General features: G+C 70.6%; 14 protein-coding genes. 7 read left to right on the top strand and 7 right to left on the bottom strand.

The window, feature by feature from the left end; all coding sequences use genetic code 11:
- Window positions 1–565: 565 nt before the first annotated feature.
- The 3 genes from ACGFZN_RS31825 to ACGFZN_RS31815 all read right to left on the bottom strand — a co-directional run bounded on the left by ACGFZN_RS31825 (window position 566) and on the right by ACGFZN_RS31815 (window position 4,794).
- Window positions 566–1,210 (bottom strand): polysaccharide deacetylase family protein, encoded by a 645-nt coding sequence (locus ACGFZN_RS31825; protein WP_393861900.1) that lies wholly within the window; start codon window positions 1,208–1,210, stop codon window positions 566–568.
- A gap of 353 nt (window positions 1,211–1,563) precedes the next feature.
- Window positions 1,564–2,838: a glycoside hydrolase family 6 protein gene (locus tag ACGFZN_RS31820; protein WP_393861899.1), complete on the bottom strand. Its 1,275-nt coding sequence runs from the start codon at window positions 2,836–2,838 to the stop codon at window positions 1,564–1,566.
- A 1,605-nt stretch (window positions 2,839–4,443) separates the two neighbouring features.
- The gene (locus ACGFZN_RS31815; RefSeq protein WP_393861898.1) at window positions 4,444–4,794 is read right to left on the bottom strand and encodes a hypothetical protein; all 351 of its coding nucleotides are present in this window, start codon (window positions 4,792–4,794) and stop codon (window positions 4,444–4,446) included.
- A 283-nt stretch (window positions 4,795–5,077) separates the two neighbouring features.
- Between ACGFZN_RS31815 and ACGFZN_RS31810 the strand changes: the two genes are divergently transcribed.
- Window positions 5,078–5,452, top strand: a complete 375-nt coding sequence (locus ACGFZN_RS31810; RefSeq protein WP_393861897.1) for a DUF2690 domain-containing protein — start codon at window positions 5,078–5,080, stop codon at window positions 5,450–5,452.
- A gap of 29 nt (window positions 5,453–5,481) precedes the next feature.
- On the opposite strand, the gene ACGFZN_RS31805 is transcribed toward ACGFZN_RS31810, so the two are convergent.
- Window positions 5,482–6,300 carry a hypothetical protein gene (locus ACGFZN_RS31805; RefSeq protein ID WP_393861896.1) on the bottom strand — a complete coding sequence of 273 codons (819 nt, stop codon included), beginning with the start codon at window positions 6,298–6,300 and terminating at the stop codon, window positions 5,482–5,484.
- Window positions 6,301–6,652: 352 nt separating this feature from the next.
- Between ACGFZN_RS31805 and ACGFZN_RS31800 the strand changes: the two genes are divergently transcribed.
- On the top strand, window positions 6,653–7,129 hold the full coding sequence (locus ACGFZN_RS31800) for a MarR family winged helix-turn-helix transcriptional regulator (RefSeq protein WP_393861895.1): 477 nt from the start codon (window positions 6,653–6,655) through the stop codon (window positions 7,127–7,129).
- A gap of 133 nt (window positions 7,130–7,262) precedes the next feature.
- Here ACGFZN_RS31800 and ACGFZN_RS31795 read toward each other — a convergent pair whose 3' ends face one another.
- Window positions 7,263–7,676, bottom strand: coding sequence for an SsgA family sporulation/cell division regulator (locus ACGFZN_RS31795; RefSeq protein WP_393861894.1), 414 nt, complete (start codon window positions 7,674–7,676; stop codon window positions 7,263–7,265).
- A gap of 120 nt (window positions 7,677–7,796) precedes the next feature.
- Window positions 7,797–8,168 (bottom strand): hypothetical protein, encoded by a 372-nt coding sequence (locus ACGFZN_RS31790; RefSeq protein ID WP_393861893.1) that lies wholly within the window; start codon window positions 8,166–8,168, stop codon window positions 7,797–7,799.
- 807 nt (window positions 8,169–8,975) lie between these two features.
- On the opposite strand from ACGFZN_RS31790, the gene ACGFZN_RS31785 reads away from it, so the two are divergent.
- The 3 genes from ACGFZN_RS31785 to ACGFZN_RS31775 all read left to right on the top strand — a co-directional run bounded on the left by ACGFZN_RS31785 (window position 8,976) and on the right by ACGFZN_RS31775 (window position 10,688).
- Complete coding sequence (locus ACGFZN_RS31785; RefSeq protein ID WP_393861892.1) at window positions 8,976–9,497, top strand: hypothetical protein; 522 nt, start codon at window positions 8,976–8,978, stop codon at window positions 9,495–9,497.
- A 153-nt stretch (window positions 9,498–9,650) separates the two neighbouring features.
- On the top strand, window positions 9,651–10,049 hold the full coding sequence (locus tag ACGFZN_RS31780) for a gas vesicle structural protein GvpA (RefSeq protein WP_393861891.1): 399 nt from the start codon (window positions 9,651–9,653) through the stop codon (window positions 10,047–10,049).
- Window positions 10,050–10,439: 390 nt separating this feature from the next.
- Window positions 10,440–10,688: a hypothetical protein gene (locus ACGFZN_RS31775; protein WP_393861890.1), complete on the top strand. Its 249-nt coding sequence runs from the start codon at window positions 10,440–10,442 to the stop codon at window positions 10,686–10,688.
- Window positions 10,689–10,998: 310 nt separating this feature from the next.
- On the opposite strand, the gene ACGFZN_RS31770 is transcribed toward ACGFZN_RS31775, so the two are convergent.
- Complete coding sequence (locus ACGFZN_RS31770; RefSeq protein ID WP_393861889.1) at window positions 10,999–12,240, bottom strand: PucR family transcriptional regulator; 1,242 nt, start codon at window positions 12,238–12,240, stop codon at window positions 10,999–11,001.
- Window positions 12,241–12,462: 222 nt separating this feature from the next.
- Here ACGFZN_RS31770 and ACGFZN_RS31765 point away from each other — a divergent pair, with 222 nt between their 5' ends.
- Window positions 12,463–13,113 carry a carboxymuconolactone decarboxylase family protein gene (locus ACGFZN_RS31765; protein ID WP_393861888.1) on the top strand — a complete coding sequence of 217 codons (651 nt, stop codon included), beginning with the start codon at window positions 12,463–12,465 and terminating at the stop codon, window positions 13,111–13,113.
- Window positions 13,106–13,915: an SDR family NAD(P)-dependent oxidoreductase gene (locus ACGFZN_RS31760; protein ID WP_393861887.1), complete on the top strand. Its 810-nt coding sequence runs from the start codon at window positions 13,106–13,108 to the stop codon at window positions 13,913–13,915. Before ACGFZN_RS31765 ends, ACGFZN_RS31760 begins: the two co-directional genes overlap by 8 nt.
- The last annotated feature ends 60 nt before the right edge of the window (window positions 13,916–13,975 follow it).

The following is a 13,975-nucleotide window of genomic DNA, read 5'->3' as shown; positions in this document are numbered from 1 at the left end:
GAAGAAGGACATGATCGCGTCTGTTCGCTATGCCGCCTCTGGTGATCTCCATCAACGGTGAGGAGTGCACGCGCCCTTGCAGATCTGGATGACGACGAACGGGGCGACGGTCGTCGCTTGGACTGCCGTCGACTGGCAGGCCCACAACGGACGGCCGGGTCTCGTTCCGCAACCGGGGGATGCATCACCAACTCTGGTGAGGATTCCTGGTGTTGAGCCATGTGGAGTTCTGTGCGAAGCAGACGGTATTGGCCCAGACCAATACCGTCAAGGCTGCGCAACAGACTGAGAAGGGCTTGGGTGCTGAAGTCCGTGGCTCGACAAGTAGAGGGCGTTCGGCCTGTCGGACGAGGCGCCTTGGACACCCTGACCCGTGCGCACGACACCCGGGCCGTCGGAACGTCCCCGCGTCGGCGGGCAGGTCCGGGGTCAGGCGTGTCCGAGACCACACCGCGCGGAAGATCCCCGCTCCTCCGCGCGGCGACGGCGGTCTCCCGGCCACCCCCACCGAGCGCGCCTGTCGGGTACCGGCCCGTGTTGCGGCGCCTAGTCGGTGCCGTCGTAGTTACACGGGCCTTCGTCGGGAGAACTCCGCGTGCCGGTTCACTTGGCGCCGCCGGGGGCGGTGGTGGTGTCGCGGAGCCATGCCGAACGGATGCAGCACGTACAGCGGCTTCACCCCGTCGGAGGCGCGCTCGATGATCCGCTCCGCGTCGACGACCTCACTGTGCTGGTAGGAGGCCGGTTTGCGGTCCATCGCCGTGTCGTGGCGGACGCTGTGGTCGCACAGCCGGTGCCCGTCGGCGACGACCTCCCGCACCACGTCGGGATACCTGCCGGCGTTCGCCCCGGTCATGCAGAAGACCGCCTTGACGCCGTTGTCCCTGAGCACCTTCAGCACGCGCGGCGTCCAGACCGGATCCGGACCGTCGTCGACGGTGATATTGACGGCGTCTGCTCCCTTGTCCGAGGCGTGGGCGATGTCCATGCTCACCACCGGGGCGGGCAGGTGCGGATCCGGCACGGACTTCTGGTCCGCCGGCGGCCGCTCCGAGGTGTAGAGCGGCGGCGACGGCGAGGCGGTCACCGGCCCCCGGTCGCCCGGACGGCCGTCCGTCGTACTGCCCGTGTGACCCCATGTCGGTCCCAGCACCGCGGCCACGACCACCGTGGTGGCCCCCGCGAGCACCGCCCGGGTTCCCTTCCGCACCCGTGCCGCCCCTTGTTCATGTCCTCGGTGTTCCTGCGTTCCCGCACTCTCGCACGCACCCGGCAGGACGGCCGGATCCCTTCGGCCGCAGGTCCGGGACCCGCGGCCGGCCTCGAGACGCCGCGGCCCTCATCCTCCGGGCGCGCGGGGTGAGTTCCGGGTCGCGAGCATAGCTTTACAGCTTGCGCAATCGTGCGACCGGGGGCACGCGTACGCACGGTGAACCGGGAGCACTCGCCGTAGGACCCGTCCCGCCGTCGCCGGTGTTCATCGCCGCGACGATGAGATCGTGGCCCGTACTCCCCGAGAGGAAACGGCTCGGTGGCCGGTGCGTGCGGAGGCGCGCGACCGGTTCAGCGGTTGAACGTCAGACGCGGTACCGCGTTTGCGGCGAGCGCGTGGGCCTGGTCGGGCCACCAGGCGCCGGCGGGCGGATCGACGATGCCGTACTCGGGGTCGATCGTGCCGCCGGTGTTGCGCGTGCAACTGCCGTCGGATTCGCCGGGAGTCTTGATCCACAGGTAGGCATCGACGAGCGGTACGCCGGTGTCGGCGGTCGGGCGTGGACCGAGACCGCGGCCGGGTGCGTTGCACCAGGCCTCCGGGTCCCCGCTGTACTTGCCCGGCGGCGGGGTCCAGGCGCCCTGGCCGTTGCGGCTCGTGTCGATCACGAAGTGGTGCAGCTCGTCGGCCGGCGAAGTGCCCACGTGCTGGTCGAACCAGGCGTCGGTCCACCGCCAGGTGGTGGGGTCCGTGGGGGAGACGGCATCGCCGGGTGCGCCGTCGTTGGGGGCGGCGGACGAGTAGTACTGACTGGCGCACCAGTCGGTGTGGCCGCGTGCCTCCTCGGGGCCCTCGGTGGCGAACCACATGCACTTGGCGATCCAGGTGCCGTATCTGGCGTTGTGGTCGGTGGGGTGGTAGTTGGACACGTTCAGGGCGAAGCCGTCGCCGTACTGGACCCCCGCGTCCAGCAGTCGCTGGGCGATGTCGCCGACGGCCCGCCACTGTACGTTGCCGGCGTCCAGGTAGACCGCGGTGCGGGGCCGGGCCTTGAGGGTCTTCACGGCGTAGGCGAGGTCGGCGATGCGGGCGGTCGTGAGCTCGCCGGTCGGATCGGTGGTGGGCCCGCAGTCCTCGGGAAGGTTGGCCAGGCCGTCGGGTTCGACGACGACCACCGCCTTGTCACCCCCGATGCCGGCCGCGAAGGCGTCGATCCACTGGCGGTAGGCGGCGGAGGATGCGGCTCCGCCGCTGGAGTACTGCGAGCAGTCCCGGCCGGGTATGTCGTAGGCGACCAGCACGGGCGTCCGGCCGACGGCCCGGGCCCGGCGGACGAGCCTGTTCACCTTGGCGCGGACCTCGTCGGGCGTGCCGCCGGTGAACCACTGGGCCTGTGGCCAGCTCGCGAGCCTGGCCATGTTCGCGGCGTTCTGCAGGTCGCCGTGCCCCAAGTCGACGCGGGCCTGCTGCGCGGCCTCGCTGTCGGGATCCACGTAGAACTTTGTGGCCGGGGTGATGAGGTTCTGCGCGGGTGCGGCCTGCGCCTGTGTCGCGGTGAGGGCGGCGCAGACGGTGAGCGCCGCGATGGCGGCGGCCGCGCGGCGCCGTAGGGTGCGTGGGTTCATGACTGCTCCTGACGTGGTGGATGGTCGGGGTGCGTCTGCCGCTGGGCGGGCTGCCGACCGCCTGCGCGGCAGACGTTGACCGGTGGCCGCGGCAGGCCGCGGCGGACGGTGCCCAGGGCCCGTGACGGGACAGGACCGTGGCCCCGCCCGCGAGGCCCGGATCAGTGGCCGCAGGGCAATCGCGTAGGCGATCTCGGGGTGGAACCGTCCTGCCGGGGAGCCCGCTTGGACACCGCGGCCGCCGTCGGACTCACCCGGGCTCGACTCGGACACGCCTCGGTGCCTTCGTCCGTCCGAGTGGGGCCGGGAGGTGCGGCGGTCCCTCCAGCACGCTCGGTGGTGCGGCCCCAGGAGTTGAGATCGGCGGGCCGCCGGGGCGCGGGCGAGGGAGGAGCTGATCGGCCGTCACCGGCACTGACGGCCGTCCACCGCTTCGCGCTGGAGCCGAGGTCCACGTAGAACCCGGTGGCCGGGGCGGCCGGATCGGCGGCGCGGGCGGACGGTGCGACGGCGAGCGCTGCCACGAGGGCGCGGAGTCTGCGGCGCATGACGGTACCTCGGTTTCCTGGCAGGGATGCGCCGCACGTTCTCGTCCCGACATGCGACGTCCTGGGGAAGAGCGGTGGTACGACGTTCTGGGTGGGAGCGCTCCCATTTGAAGCGTTCCTCATAGGCGCTGAGAAGTTCTGGGGTGTGGCCGGTATCGTGTTTCGTTCTGATGAACCTGTCAAGTGCTGGTGTGCGACCCGCACTTCAACGGGCTCTGGGGCCCTGGGGCCGGAAGCGCTTCGAGTTGACCGGGCCCGGCCGGGACGCTTGCGCCGGGGAGCCGATGCCGGGAGCCGAGGCCAGGAGGGGCGGGCTCACAGTTCATGGCGGAGGATGTGCCGCGCCGGTGGTCGGCGCTCGCCGAGGTGGCCCAGCGCGTGGGCGTATCCCGCTCGGTGGCCTACGGCGTCCTCGACACCCCGCGCGTCAGCGCGCCTCACGCGAGGCGGGCGAAGCGCGCTGTCCGGCGACTCGGATACGTGCCCGGTCCGACCGCACGCCCTCCAGTCACCCGGCCCTCACCCGCCGGTCACCCGCCGGGTCACTCGCCGGACGGGAGCGGGCCGCCCTGATCGTCGCGGAAGAGAATCCGCCCCGATCGGTAGCGGAAGAGCATCCGTCGCGGCGTCGCGTCGGCGTTCCGTCGACCGTGCTCACGCGTGGCTCCTTCGGGACGTCGCGGTTCTCTCGCCGCGGCCGGATGCCTTTCACGGGAGGCTGCGATCGCCTCGAGGGTCTGTGGCCAGATCCGCCAGAACGATCCGACGGCGAGCCGTGATGCGTCCTGGACGGGCCTCAGGGGCGCGACAGGGCTTCTGTCTGGTGCGCCCTGGTAAGACGCACGTCGGCTGCGCTCGCCTCCACGAGCCCTCCTGGTGCCCAGGGGCGGTGGTCGGGGATGTCGGCGGCCGTAGCGGAGGTGGTAGGCCGCCGCCACTGGTGCGCGGCGGCGGCCGGCGGCGCGTTCCCGGCCGGCCGATCAAAGATGCTGGGAGGCCCGGGGGTGCGGTGTGTGACCGGGACGCTTCGCGGGATCGGTGGATGTGGCGGGGCGAGTTACGGGTTGCTGCGGCGCCGCGCGATCAGCATGGTGCCGGCGCCTGCCGCGATCAGAGCGGCGGCCGCACCGCCCATGACCGCTTCCCTCGTGTGGTCCGCGCCGGTGTGGGCGAGTTCCGGTTTGCCCCCTGTCTTTTCGTCGTTGTCGCAGCCGTGCTCGTCGGAGCCGTGCTCGTCCGACCCGTGCTCCTTGCAGCCGTGCTCGTCCGAGCCGTGCTCCTTGCAGCCCTGCTCGTCGGATCCGTTCTCCTCGCAGTCGCGGTCGTCCGAGCTGTGCTCGCGGGTGGGCGTGTGTGTCTGCTGCGGGGTGGTGGGGTGGCTGTCGGCGTAGGCGGTCGCAGTGCCCATCAGCGGTGCGGCAAAGAAAGCAGCGGCCACGGCTGCTGACGCCACAACAGATCGCCGTCGAGACGTCGGCGTCATCGTTTGCACTCTCCTCGGCTTGGGACGCCCGTCATCGGCGAGGGCAGCTCCACCACAGGGATAATGGAGTGAATGGGAATCCGGCACACCGTCCGGCCCGCCGCGCCGGCATGGGTCGCCGTCGCTGGCATCTCTCGGCAGTGAGGGACTCTTCTGTGCGGAAGACGATGACCGCTGCGCTGGCGGTGGCCGCTCTGGTCACCGCGGGATGGTGACGGCACCAGCCGCACAGGCCCAACCGGCAGCCACACGCCAGGCTGACGGACGCATCGACAAGGACCCCATCCAACCAGGGTGTTCAGGCGACGCGCAGACGGTGGCGTACGTGAACTACGGGCACCAACAGCTCCAACTGCGGTACGGCAACACCTGCAAGGCCGCGTGGGCACGACTCGTGAATGCCGTGGTCGGCACCCCCTTCCAGGTGGAGGAATCCTCCGGCGGCCGCGTCGTAGCGGAGATCACACTGATCCCACCGGGCTGCACCACCGGCTACAGCAATCAAGGTCACCCGCGGGGTCGGCTCCCGTACCGCTGTCCTGGCCCGGTCTTCTGGCCAGGGTGCCCGAGCGGCCACGCGTAACCGCCCTGGGCCGGTCCCTTCGGTGGTCGTCAGCGTACGGTGAGGCGGCTGCTCCAGGCAGCGCTCCAGCCGCCACGCCAGATGGCCAGACCTGCGTAGGTGAAGGTGCAACCGACGCCGATGCCCCACTCGTCACCTTCGTACCGGACCGTGGGGTCAGCCAAGGCAGAACGGAGGCTGCCGAGAGGAATCACGGTGAAGGCGTCGCTGTCGGCCTCGGGATGGTGCTGCACCTCGATCCAGCCGGCGCGGACAAAGGGCAACAGCGGAGCCAGTTGCCGGTCGATCCAATCGAGGCGCGCGGCGCCACTCAGATCGTTCGGCGGGTCCTCCCAGACACCGAACGGACCGGTCAGCATGCCGCTGGCCTCAGCGGCGCAGACCAGGACGTCACGCTGGGCGGTGCTCAGCTCGTCCCAGGCGGGGAGACCACTGACATCCGCCGTCGGGTACATATCGCTGCCCCACCGCTCACGTACGGCGTCCGGCGCGGCAAGACGGAAACGGCAAGGTGAATCGGGGTTCCAGACCCAGTTGACCGGATCCGCGAGAACGACACGAAGCTGCTCGCCCGTCACGGCAGGGGCGGAAGCGGCGGGAGCACAGCCCTCGACCTCCCGGACGCTGACGAGTCCACGCTCGGTGAGCCCCAGGAGCACAGCGCCAAGGCGAGGAACCAGTTCCCCTTGCTCGGCCTCCGAGTAGCTGCGCGGAGGCGGGGCATCCTCAGCGCCCGCCCAGCGCAGCGCCGTACCGATGGCCTGAATCGTCCCGGCCAACGGATTCTGGGCCACGGCCCGACGCATCAGCGTCTGTTCGGCGATGGTCAGAGAGTCCCAGGAACACATGACACGAATGGTCCCACCTCCTTCGCTGATCCACGACTCTGACAATGACTCGCGCAAGCGTCGGTGCGTCCTGCTGCAGGTGTCGGATCGCGGAGGACTTCACGGGCGGCCGGTGTCTCCCGCGGAGCCGGATGCGCGGGAACGGTCTCAGCGACGAGGGAGGGCACGGGCTCTGAGGGGGCAGCCGCCCGACGACCAGAGGTCTCTTCTCCCCGCTGGCGGCTCCGCTTCGGCGGCGCCCTTTGACGGCTGGAACCACGGCGATCGACGACCGGATCGGCCGACCAGTTGTCAGCGCCCGGCGTCATAATTGATCAGAATGACCCGTGCGCGTGGGAGGAGTGGTCACAGGATGGCATCACGAGCGGATTCCGCAGCCGATCCAGATCCCTTCTTGTCGGGACTGTGGCGATCGATGATGGAGATCCACAACGCAGTGCTCCGTGACATCGAATCCGAGCTTGCGAAACACCACCGGATTTCCCTCAACGAGTACGACACGCTGGTGAACATCCCGCCCCAGGGCATTCGCCTGCGCGAGCTGAAGAACCGCGTCGTACTGACTCAGAGCGCGGTCAGTCGGGTGTGCGACAGGCTGGTGGAGCGCGGCCTTGTCACGCGCTTGCCCGTGGCGGAGGACGCACGCGGCGCGGTGATCCAGCTGACGGACGCCGGCCGGAAGCTCCAGCGCAGAGCCGCCCGTACGGATGCGGAGGTACTGGAGAGGGCGTTCGCCAGTCGGCTTTCCCGGGCTCAGCTGGAGTCCCTCCGTGACATTCTCGTCCAGCTCGGTGCCGGCGATCACCCGGAGAGCAGTGGCGAAGGCTGACCCGCCGGCAGGGTGATCCCGACTTCACGTACGTCCTTTCCAGGGCCAATGGACGATTCCCGGTGACCAGACGCTCGACGTCCGCCGAAGGTGCCCCGCACTCCCACTTGCTCCGGCAGAGATGCCGCTCCGCTCAGCTGTCCGCGAAGATGTGCGCCAACTCGCTGTCCACGTCGAGGTGTTCGTGCTCGATGCCGGGTGGTACCGCTGCGTCGGTTCGTTGGAGGAATGAAGCGAGCTGCTGCGCCGGGGCCTCAAGGAGCGCTGTGCCCGTGGGGGAGGCAAGGGTGACGCGCATGGCGCTCCGCGCGGGTGACTGGATCGGCCGCACGTGGACGTCGCCTTCTCCAGCAGGCTGGTGCAGCCCTTCCGCGAGCAGTTCGCGCGCGAAGACCCACTCGACCGTCTCGTCGTCGCTGATGCGGAAGACCACACGTACGGCGTAGGGGTCGGTGGATTCGTACCGGAGCGTCATCCACACCGGCACCGAGGACTCCTGCGACACGACAAGATGCGCACGCATGTCAGTGAGAATCGTCGTGATCACGTCCTTGGTCCTTTCCGAAATGCGCGGGGCAACCCGCCGCGCCAGGACCGGAGTGGCACGCGGAACGGGCGGGTCCTGGACGGTTTCCGCGAAGCAGCCGGGGCGGCTCCTGTGTCGGAGTCAGTCGGCCTTGGTGTGGGCGGGGTGCTGGGTGTCGTGGTGGAGGTGGGGGCAACCGGAGCGGTGGTGACTGTCGAAGGTCATCAGCTGGTCGGAGACCCACGGGAAGTAGCGGGGGTCCAGACTGCCGTGGGGGCGCTGCACGCGCCCGCTGCCGAAGAGGGCCAGCTGGTCGGCCACCCACTGGCAGCGCGGGTCCTGTGTGTCGCGGTGGCCGTGAGTGAGGGGGTCGGCTGTGGCGCCGGCGGCGGTCTGATGGTGCCCGGCGGTGAGTGGGGTTGCCGGGGCAGAGCCTGCGGCGCCGAGGACGGCGCCGCCGACGAGCGCTGCGGAGGCGCTTGCGGTGAGGATGCGTCGTGTGAACCTGTTCATGATCGCTCCTGTTCGGGTCCCGGGTTTGCCGTGACCCTGACGGTGATTCGGTGTCTCCGAAGGTAGGCCAGAAACGTTGATTGAACAATTAACTAAGTCGGTGAGGCGGGTCACGTAACACCAGGTCACGCCCGCTTCTCGGAATGTGGGCATTCGGCTCAAGATCTCGTTCGAGGGCCGCACAGCGCTTGGAGCCACATACGGGAGAGCTGTCGTCGAGGCTTAATCCGTCATTGGTCAGAGCCGGCCGGATGCAGGGTGAGGACGGCCTGGACGCGGCAGCCGGCGGTAACGGCGTCTCCCCGAGTCCACCGTGTGGTGCTGGCACGACAGATGATCGACCTGCTCGCGGGCAAGAGGCCGCGCCTGGACCGGGCACTACGCAAGGCGGCCAGACCCAGCGGGGCGGTCGCGCCGATCGACGGCCCTTGATCCCCGTCCAGCGCTGTACCGGGAAGGCGAACCGGCCCAACTGCTGCGGCAAGCACTACCGCCACGGCCTGCACTTTCTCGCCAGACCGACGAGGCGGGCCGCCTGGGCCGGACCTCCGTCGCCGGGCCCGGTCGGACCCGCGACGCCACCGCCACCTGCTGCGACAAGACCGTCCGACACCCCAAGGCCAGGTCATCGTCACCGGCTGCAAGGCCGCCCGCCACCGCTCGATCGGACCTCCTGCTCCGTTGCTGCACCCTCGGATGGGGGGGAGTGACGATCTCCCTCCGACCCCGCCTCACCGCCTTGCGCGTCGGACTCGCGGCTGACGGGCGAGCGGGCTGACCTTTGATGAACCCGCGGAACGTAACGGCGTGGCCAGGCGTGCCCTCGTCGACCTTGAACACGGCCGCACACCGGCAGGATCACCACCCGGTGCGGCCGGCGCGCCGCCGGCAGCCGGCGGGGACAGCGCGGGCGGGACGCTGGCCGCCTGCGCGGCTCTGGCCCGGCGCGCCCGGAACGAGCCGTTGACCGCGCAGGTGCGGCCTACCCGCCGCTGGACCCCGGCTGCACCGGTCCCGCTCACGCGCGGGGCCCGCACGCGTTCCCGGCCGCGGACGACCTGCGGCGGGCGTGGCGGATGTACCGCGGCGGCGCGGGGACGGCCGTACGCGGACCTGCGGGACGGCACTCACGGCGAGGGCGGCGACACGGTCACGCGCCAGAGCAAGGAACGGCACTTCGAACGCGCCGTGGAACTGCTCCACCCCTACGCCGTCCAGGTCCTCCAGGAGTTCGACGCCGCCCTGTTGCTGAACACCGGCGAGGTGACCGCGAGCGGGGTGCGGCGCACCGCGGACGGAGGGCTCGGGGCCGAGTGGACCCTGTCCTGACCCGAACAGCGGGAGGCGGGTTGCCTCTCGCCAAGCTCGTACATGTGTTTGTGTGCGGGAAGCGGGGCTACTCGCTCTCCGGAACAGCCTGCATCGCACAGCAGGCAGCGTCGGCGGGACCATGCGGAGACAGATGGCAAGGGGCTGGTCGCCATGACCGTTGCGACACAGCAGGGCGGCGGGGGCGGTACCAGCGGCCTGTACGACGTTCTGGAACTCATCCTCGACCGTGGGGTGGTGATCGACGCGTTCGTCCGGGTCTCCCTCGTCGGTATAGAGATACTCAAGATCGACATACGCGTTGTGGTCGCCAGTGTTGACACCTACCTCCGCTTCGCCGAGGCGTGCAATCGCCTCGACCTGGAAGCGGGACCGAGCAAGCCGGCCGGGCTCCCGGAGCTCACGGGACAGCTGACCGAGTCCGGCGCCCGCGGCAAGACCAAGGGCGCCCTGTCGGGCGCCGCGGAGACGATCGCCGATGCGTTCCAGCAGGCACGTGACGAGGGCCGCCAGAGGCAGGCCGATCGCGCCGCACGCAGCAGAGGGGAGTGAGGGGGAGACGTCACCCATACGGGATCATCCGGGCCTCGCACTCGCCTTCACGCCGTGACCACGAGACGTAGCCCACAACCCCGATCCCGGGCCGCATTCGTTGTCTGGAGCGTCGTTCCGGTTTGCGGCTGCCGGCGGGCACCCACGAAGCGCTGGAACCTGGTCTCCCGCTCGCCGACAGCTCGCTCATCGCATCCACCGACGGATGCGAGCAGGAGCTGAGGATTCCGCCACACCACATCGGGACCCGCGTAGGAGGTGCGGGAGGTGCGCGAGACCGGCTGTGCGTGTGCCGGGCAGATCGTTCAGCGGTGAGCCGGGGGCCGGCTGAGGGCGGGCGCGGGTTCGTGGGGTCCCGACGGTCACCCGCAGGAAGGCAGGAGGAGATCGATGATCACTGCGGATCATGTGCGTGACTTGCTCAACCGTACCGAGGGGGACGCGACGCTCGTGCTGCTCCGCGGCCGAGTCGAGGTGATGGAGTGCGCCGACGCGGACGCAGAGCGTTGTCGGGGCGCGATGAGGATCGTCTCCCGCCGGGATCTTGTCGAGCGCCTGGGCGGCGACCGGTTGGCGTCCGGGGACCTCGAGGCGGTGGCGGCCGAGCTCGACTCGGTGGTGACGCATCAGGGCGGTTGAGAGTGCCCGCGCCGGAAGGAACCGCGCCCGGCCACCGGAGCGGATTCGAGGCAGCGGCAGGCAGGTCCAAGGTCGATGCCATCGCACTCGCCTTGCTGAATGTCCCATTCGATGACGCGGCGGGCGGGCGATCGAAGATCGACGAGGACGCCTCCACCCGCTCTGCCGGGCCTGCGGTGACGGCTGCGGCTGGTCTGGGCGTGACCACGTGGATTTCCTGACCGTTGCGCAGGTGCGAAGAGTGGCCTACGCGTGCGTGCATGTGGAAGGAATCGTGCGAGACGAAGCGGGCACGGAACGCGCAGCGCGATCAGCCTTCGCGCGCCCGTCGGCGGACGCGGCGGCCCTGAGGGATTGCTGCGGGTCCGCCTGCCCGGTCGTGCGGGGCCTGTGCCGATGTCGTGCCCAGCTCTCGTGCGGCCAGGGCCCAGCTGAGTTCCACCACGGTCTCCAGAGCGTCCAGGCTCCTGCCGGTCAGCTCCTCGAAACGGCGCAGCCGGTAGCGGACGGTGTTGACGTGGACGTGTGCGCTGCGGGCGACTTCGCGGACCTGCCGGCCCTGCTCCAGGTACGCCCGCACCGACTCCTCGATCAGCGTACCGAACTCTCCTTGCGCCTCCAGGGGGCGCAGGTAGCGGTCGCACAGCAGATCGGCGAGTTCCGGTTCGGCGACGACCGCCGCCCGCCAGGACAGGTCGCTCAGGTCGTACACACCGCGCAGACCGTAGGCACGGGCGGCCTCCAGCATCCTGCCGGCGGCACGGAAGGAGCGGTGCGCCGCGGTCAGGTCCGCCGGCGGGCCGAGCCCCGCCGTCACCGCCAGGTCACCGGTCTTAGGCTTCCCCTCGACGACTCCGGCGACTGCCTCGTCCAGCACCGTGAGCAGCGCGCTTCGACCGTTCCGGCGGCAGTGGAACTCGAGGGAGCGCGACAGCGTGTCCGAAGCCGCGTCGCCGTCCGGCACGGCCCTGACGGCCCGGTACGGCCGCGACAGGTCCAGACCGTAGATCGCGGCGCCGCTGTGGATCTCCGCCGCGCTCAGCGTCCCGTAGAGCAGTCCGCGCAGGAAGTCGGCGCGGCGGCGGGCGTCGAACAGGGCTGCGGTGACCTCCGTCTGCCGGTGGACCGCGGCGATCTGCAGGCTCGCGACATCCGCGAGTTCCCAGAGGCAGGTGGTGCGGTCGATGACGAGACCGGGGTCGAGACCGTGTTCGGTCGCCTCCGCGATGAACAGATCCCGTATCGCGCTCAGCGCCCGGCGGAAGGCGCGGAGCCCGTCACTGAGCGGCACGCCCTGGGCGACCCGGTCGCGGGCGACTTCTGCCTCGCAGAACTCTTCGGGTGGAGGCACCGTCCCCTCTCGCAGCACGGTCAGAGCCCGCCGGAAATGCCGGTGCCAGATCTCGTCCAGCAGTTCCTGCGGCACCGCTCGGTAGGACGGGATGTGATCTGTCAGGTCCGCGTGCAACCGCCCGCCCAGGTGCCCCTGCTGACCGGCCATCGCGGCGATGACCTGTTCGAGGGGCGCTGCCGTACCCGACTGTCCGGGCATGGACCTCACCTCCGCCCTTCCAGAAACCCGCCGTTGTGCAACGGAACAATATGCCGACTTCCTCCCTTGGCCGGCGAGCCGGCGACAGGCGCCCGCCTCCGGCAGGACAGTGGCACTGCGGCGGAAGCAGCGCGCAGGCGCTCGCAACGCGGCGCCGATCATCCGTGCTCCGACCGCCGCCATGGCAACGATGCACCCCCGACGAACCGTGCGGAGACCTCCATGCCCGACGATCACCCCCCGCGGCCCCGCCCTGCTGCCGCCGACACCGGCCCGCGCCTGGCGCCGCTGCCCGAGGACCGCTGGGACGCGACCACCCGGGAACTGCTCGCCCCGATCCCCAGGGATGCCGACGGCCGCGTCGCCAACGTCTTCACGACCTTGGTGCGCCACAGCGGCCTGTTCCGGCACTTCCTGCCGTTCGGCACCCACCTGCTGCGCGGTGGCCGTCTTCCGGACCGGACCCGGGAACTGCTGATCCTGCGTACCGCGTACAACACCCGGGCCGGTTACGAGTGGGGGCGGCATGTACCCCTGGCCAGGGCCGCCGGGATCACCGGCGAGGAGGTCCGGCGGGTGGGCGCGGGCCCGGACGCCCAGGGGTGGGCGCCGGCCGACGCCTGTCTGCTGCGTGCCGCCGACGAGCTGCACCGGGACGCACGCCTGTCCGCTGCCACCTGGTCCGCACTCGCCGCGGACCACGACGAGGCGCAGCTGATCGAAATCACCATGCTCGTCGGCCAGTACCACATGGTCGCCTTCTTCCTGAACTCCGTCGGCACCCCGCTCGAGCCCGGCTATGCAGCGGAAACGCTGCCCGCCCCCGCCGAAGCCGGCCGGGACGCGGCGGAAGGAGCACACGGTGATGTCTGAGCCCCTGCACCCCACCACCCGGCCGAACGGCCTCCTGGCCGGCCGGAACGTCCTGGTCGTCGGCGCCGGCACCCGCCCCAGCGATGATCCGGGGGCCCCGGTGGGCAACGGGCGGGCGGTGGCCGTGCTCGCCGCCCGCGAAGGAGCCTCCGTGGCCTGTGCCGACGTCTCCGCCGGCGCCGCGGCGGCCACCGCCGCACTGGTCGGCGAGGAGGGCGGCCGTGGCGTCGCCGTGGTCGGAGACGCCACGGACCCCGGCCGGTCCTCGGCCGTGGTCGCCGAGGCCCTCAGCGAACTCGGGGCACTCGACGCTCTGGTGGTCAACGTCGGCATCGGCCTCGGTGCGGGCCTGGCGGGCACCTCACCGCAGCAGTGGGAGCGCGTGCTCGCGCTCAACCTGGGCGCCCCTTTCCTCGCCGCCAAGTACGCACTGCCCGCGATCGCCGACGGGGGCTCGATCGTCTTCGTCGGTTCCGTGGCCGGCCTGCGCGCCGCCACCAACTCGCCCGCCTACGACAGCTCCAAGGCAGGCCTCTTCGGTCTCACCCGGCATGTGGCCAAGGAGGGAGCGCCGCGTGGCGTCCGCGCGAACCTGGTCGTCCCGGGGCTGATCGACACGCCGATGGGCCGCGAGGCCTCGGCCCGACGGGCGTCGCGTACCGCCTCGTTCACCCGCATACCGCTCGGACGCCAGGGCACCGCCTGGGAGGTGGCCGAAGCCGTCACTTTTCTGCTCTCCGACCGTGCCTCCTACATCACCGGTCAGAGCCTGGTGGTGGACGGAGGACTGAACGCCGTCTGAGCAGCCGGAGCCAGTCCCGGGGTGAGGGCGGTCCCCGGCGTGCGCGGCGCCGACCGGGAC

The sequence above is a fragment of the Streptomyces sp. NPDC048192 genome, from assembly GCF_043202415.1.
Lineage (GTDB): Bacteria > Actinomycetota > Actinomycetes > Streptomycetales > Streptomycetaceae > Streptomyces.
Note: the sequence above shows the minus strand (reverse complement) of the source record. Positions and strands in the feature narration are given on the sequence as shown.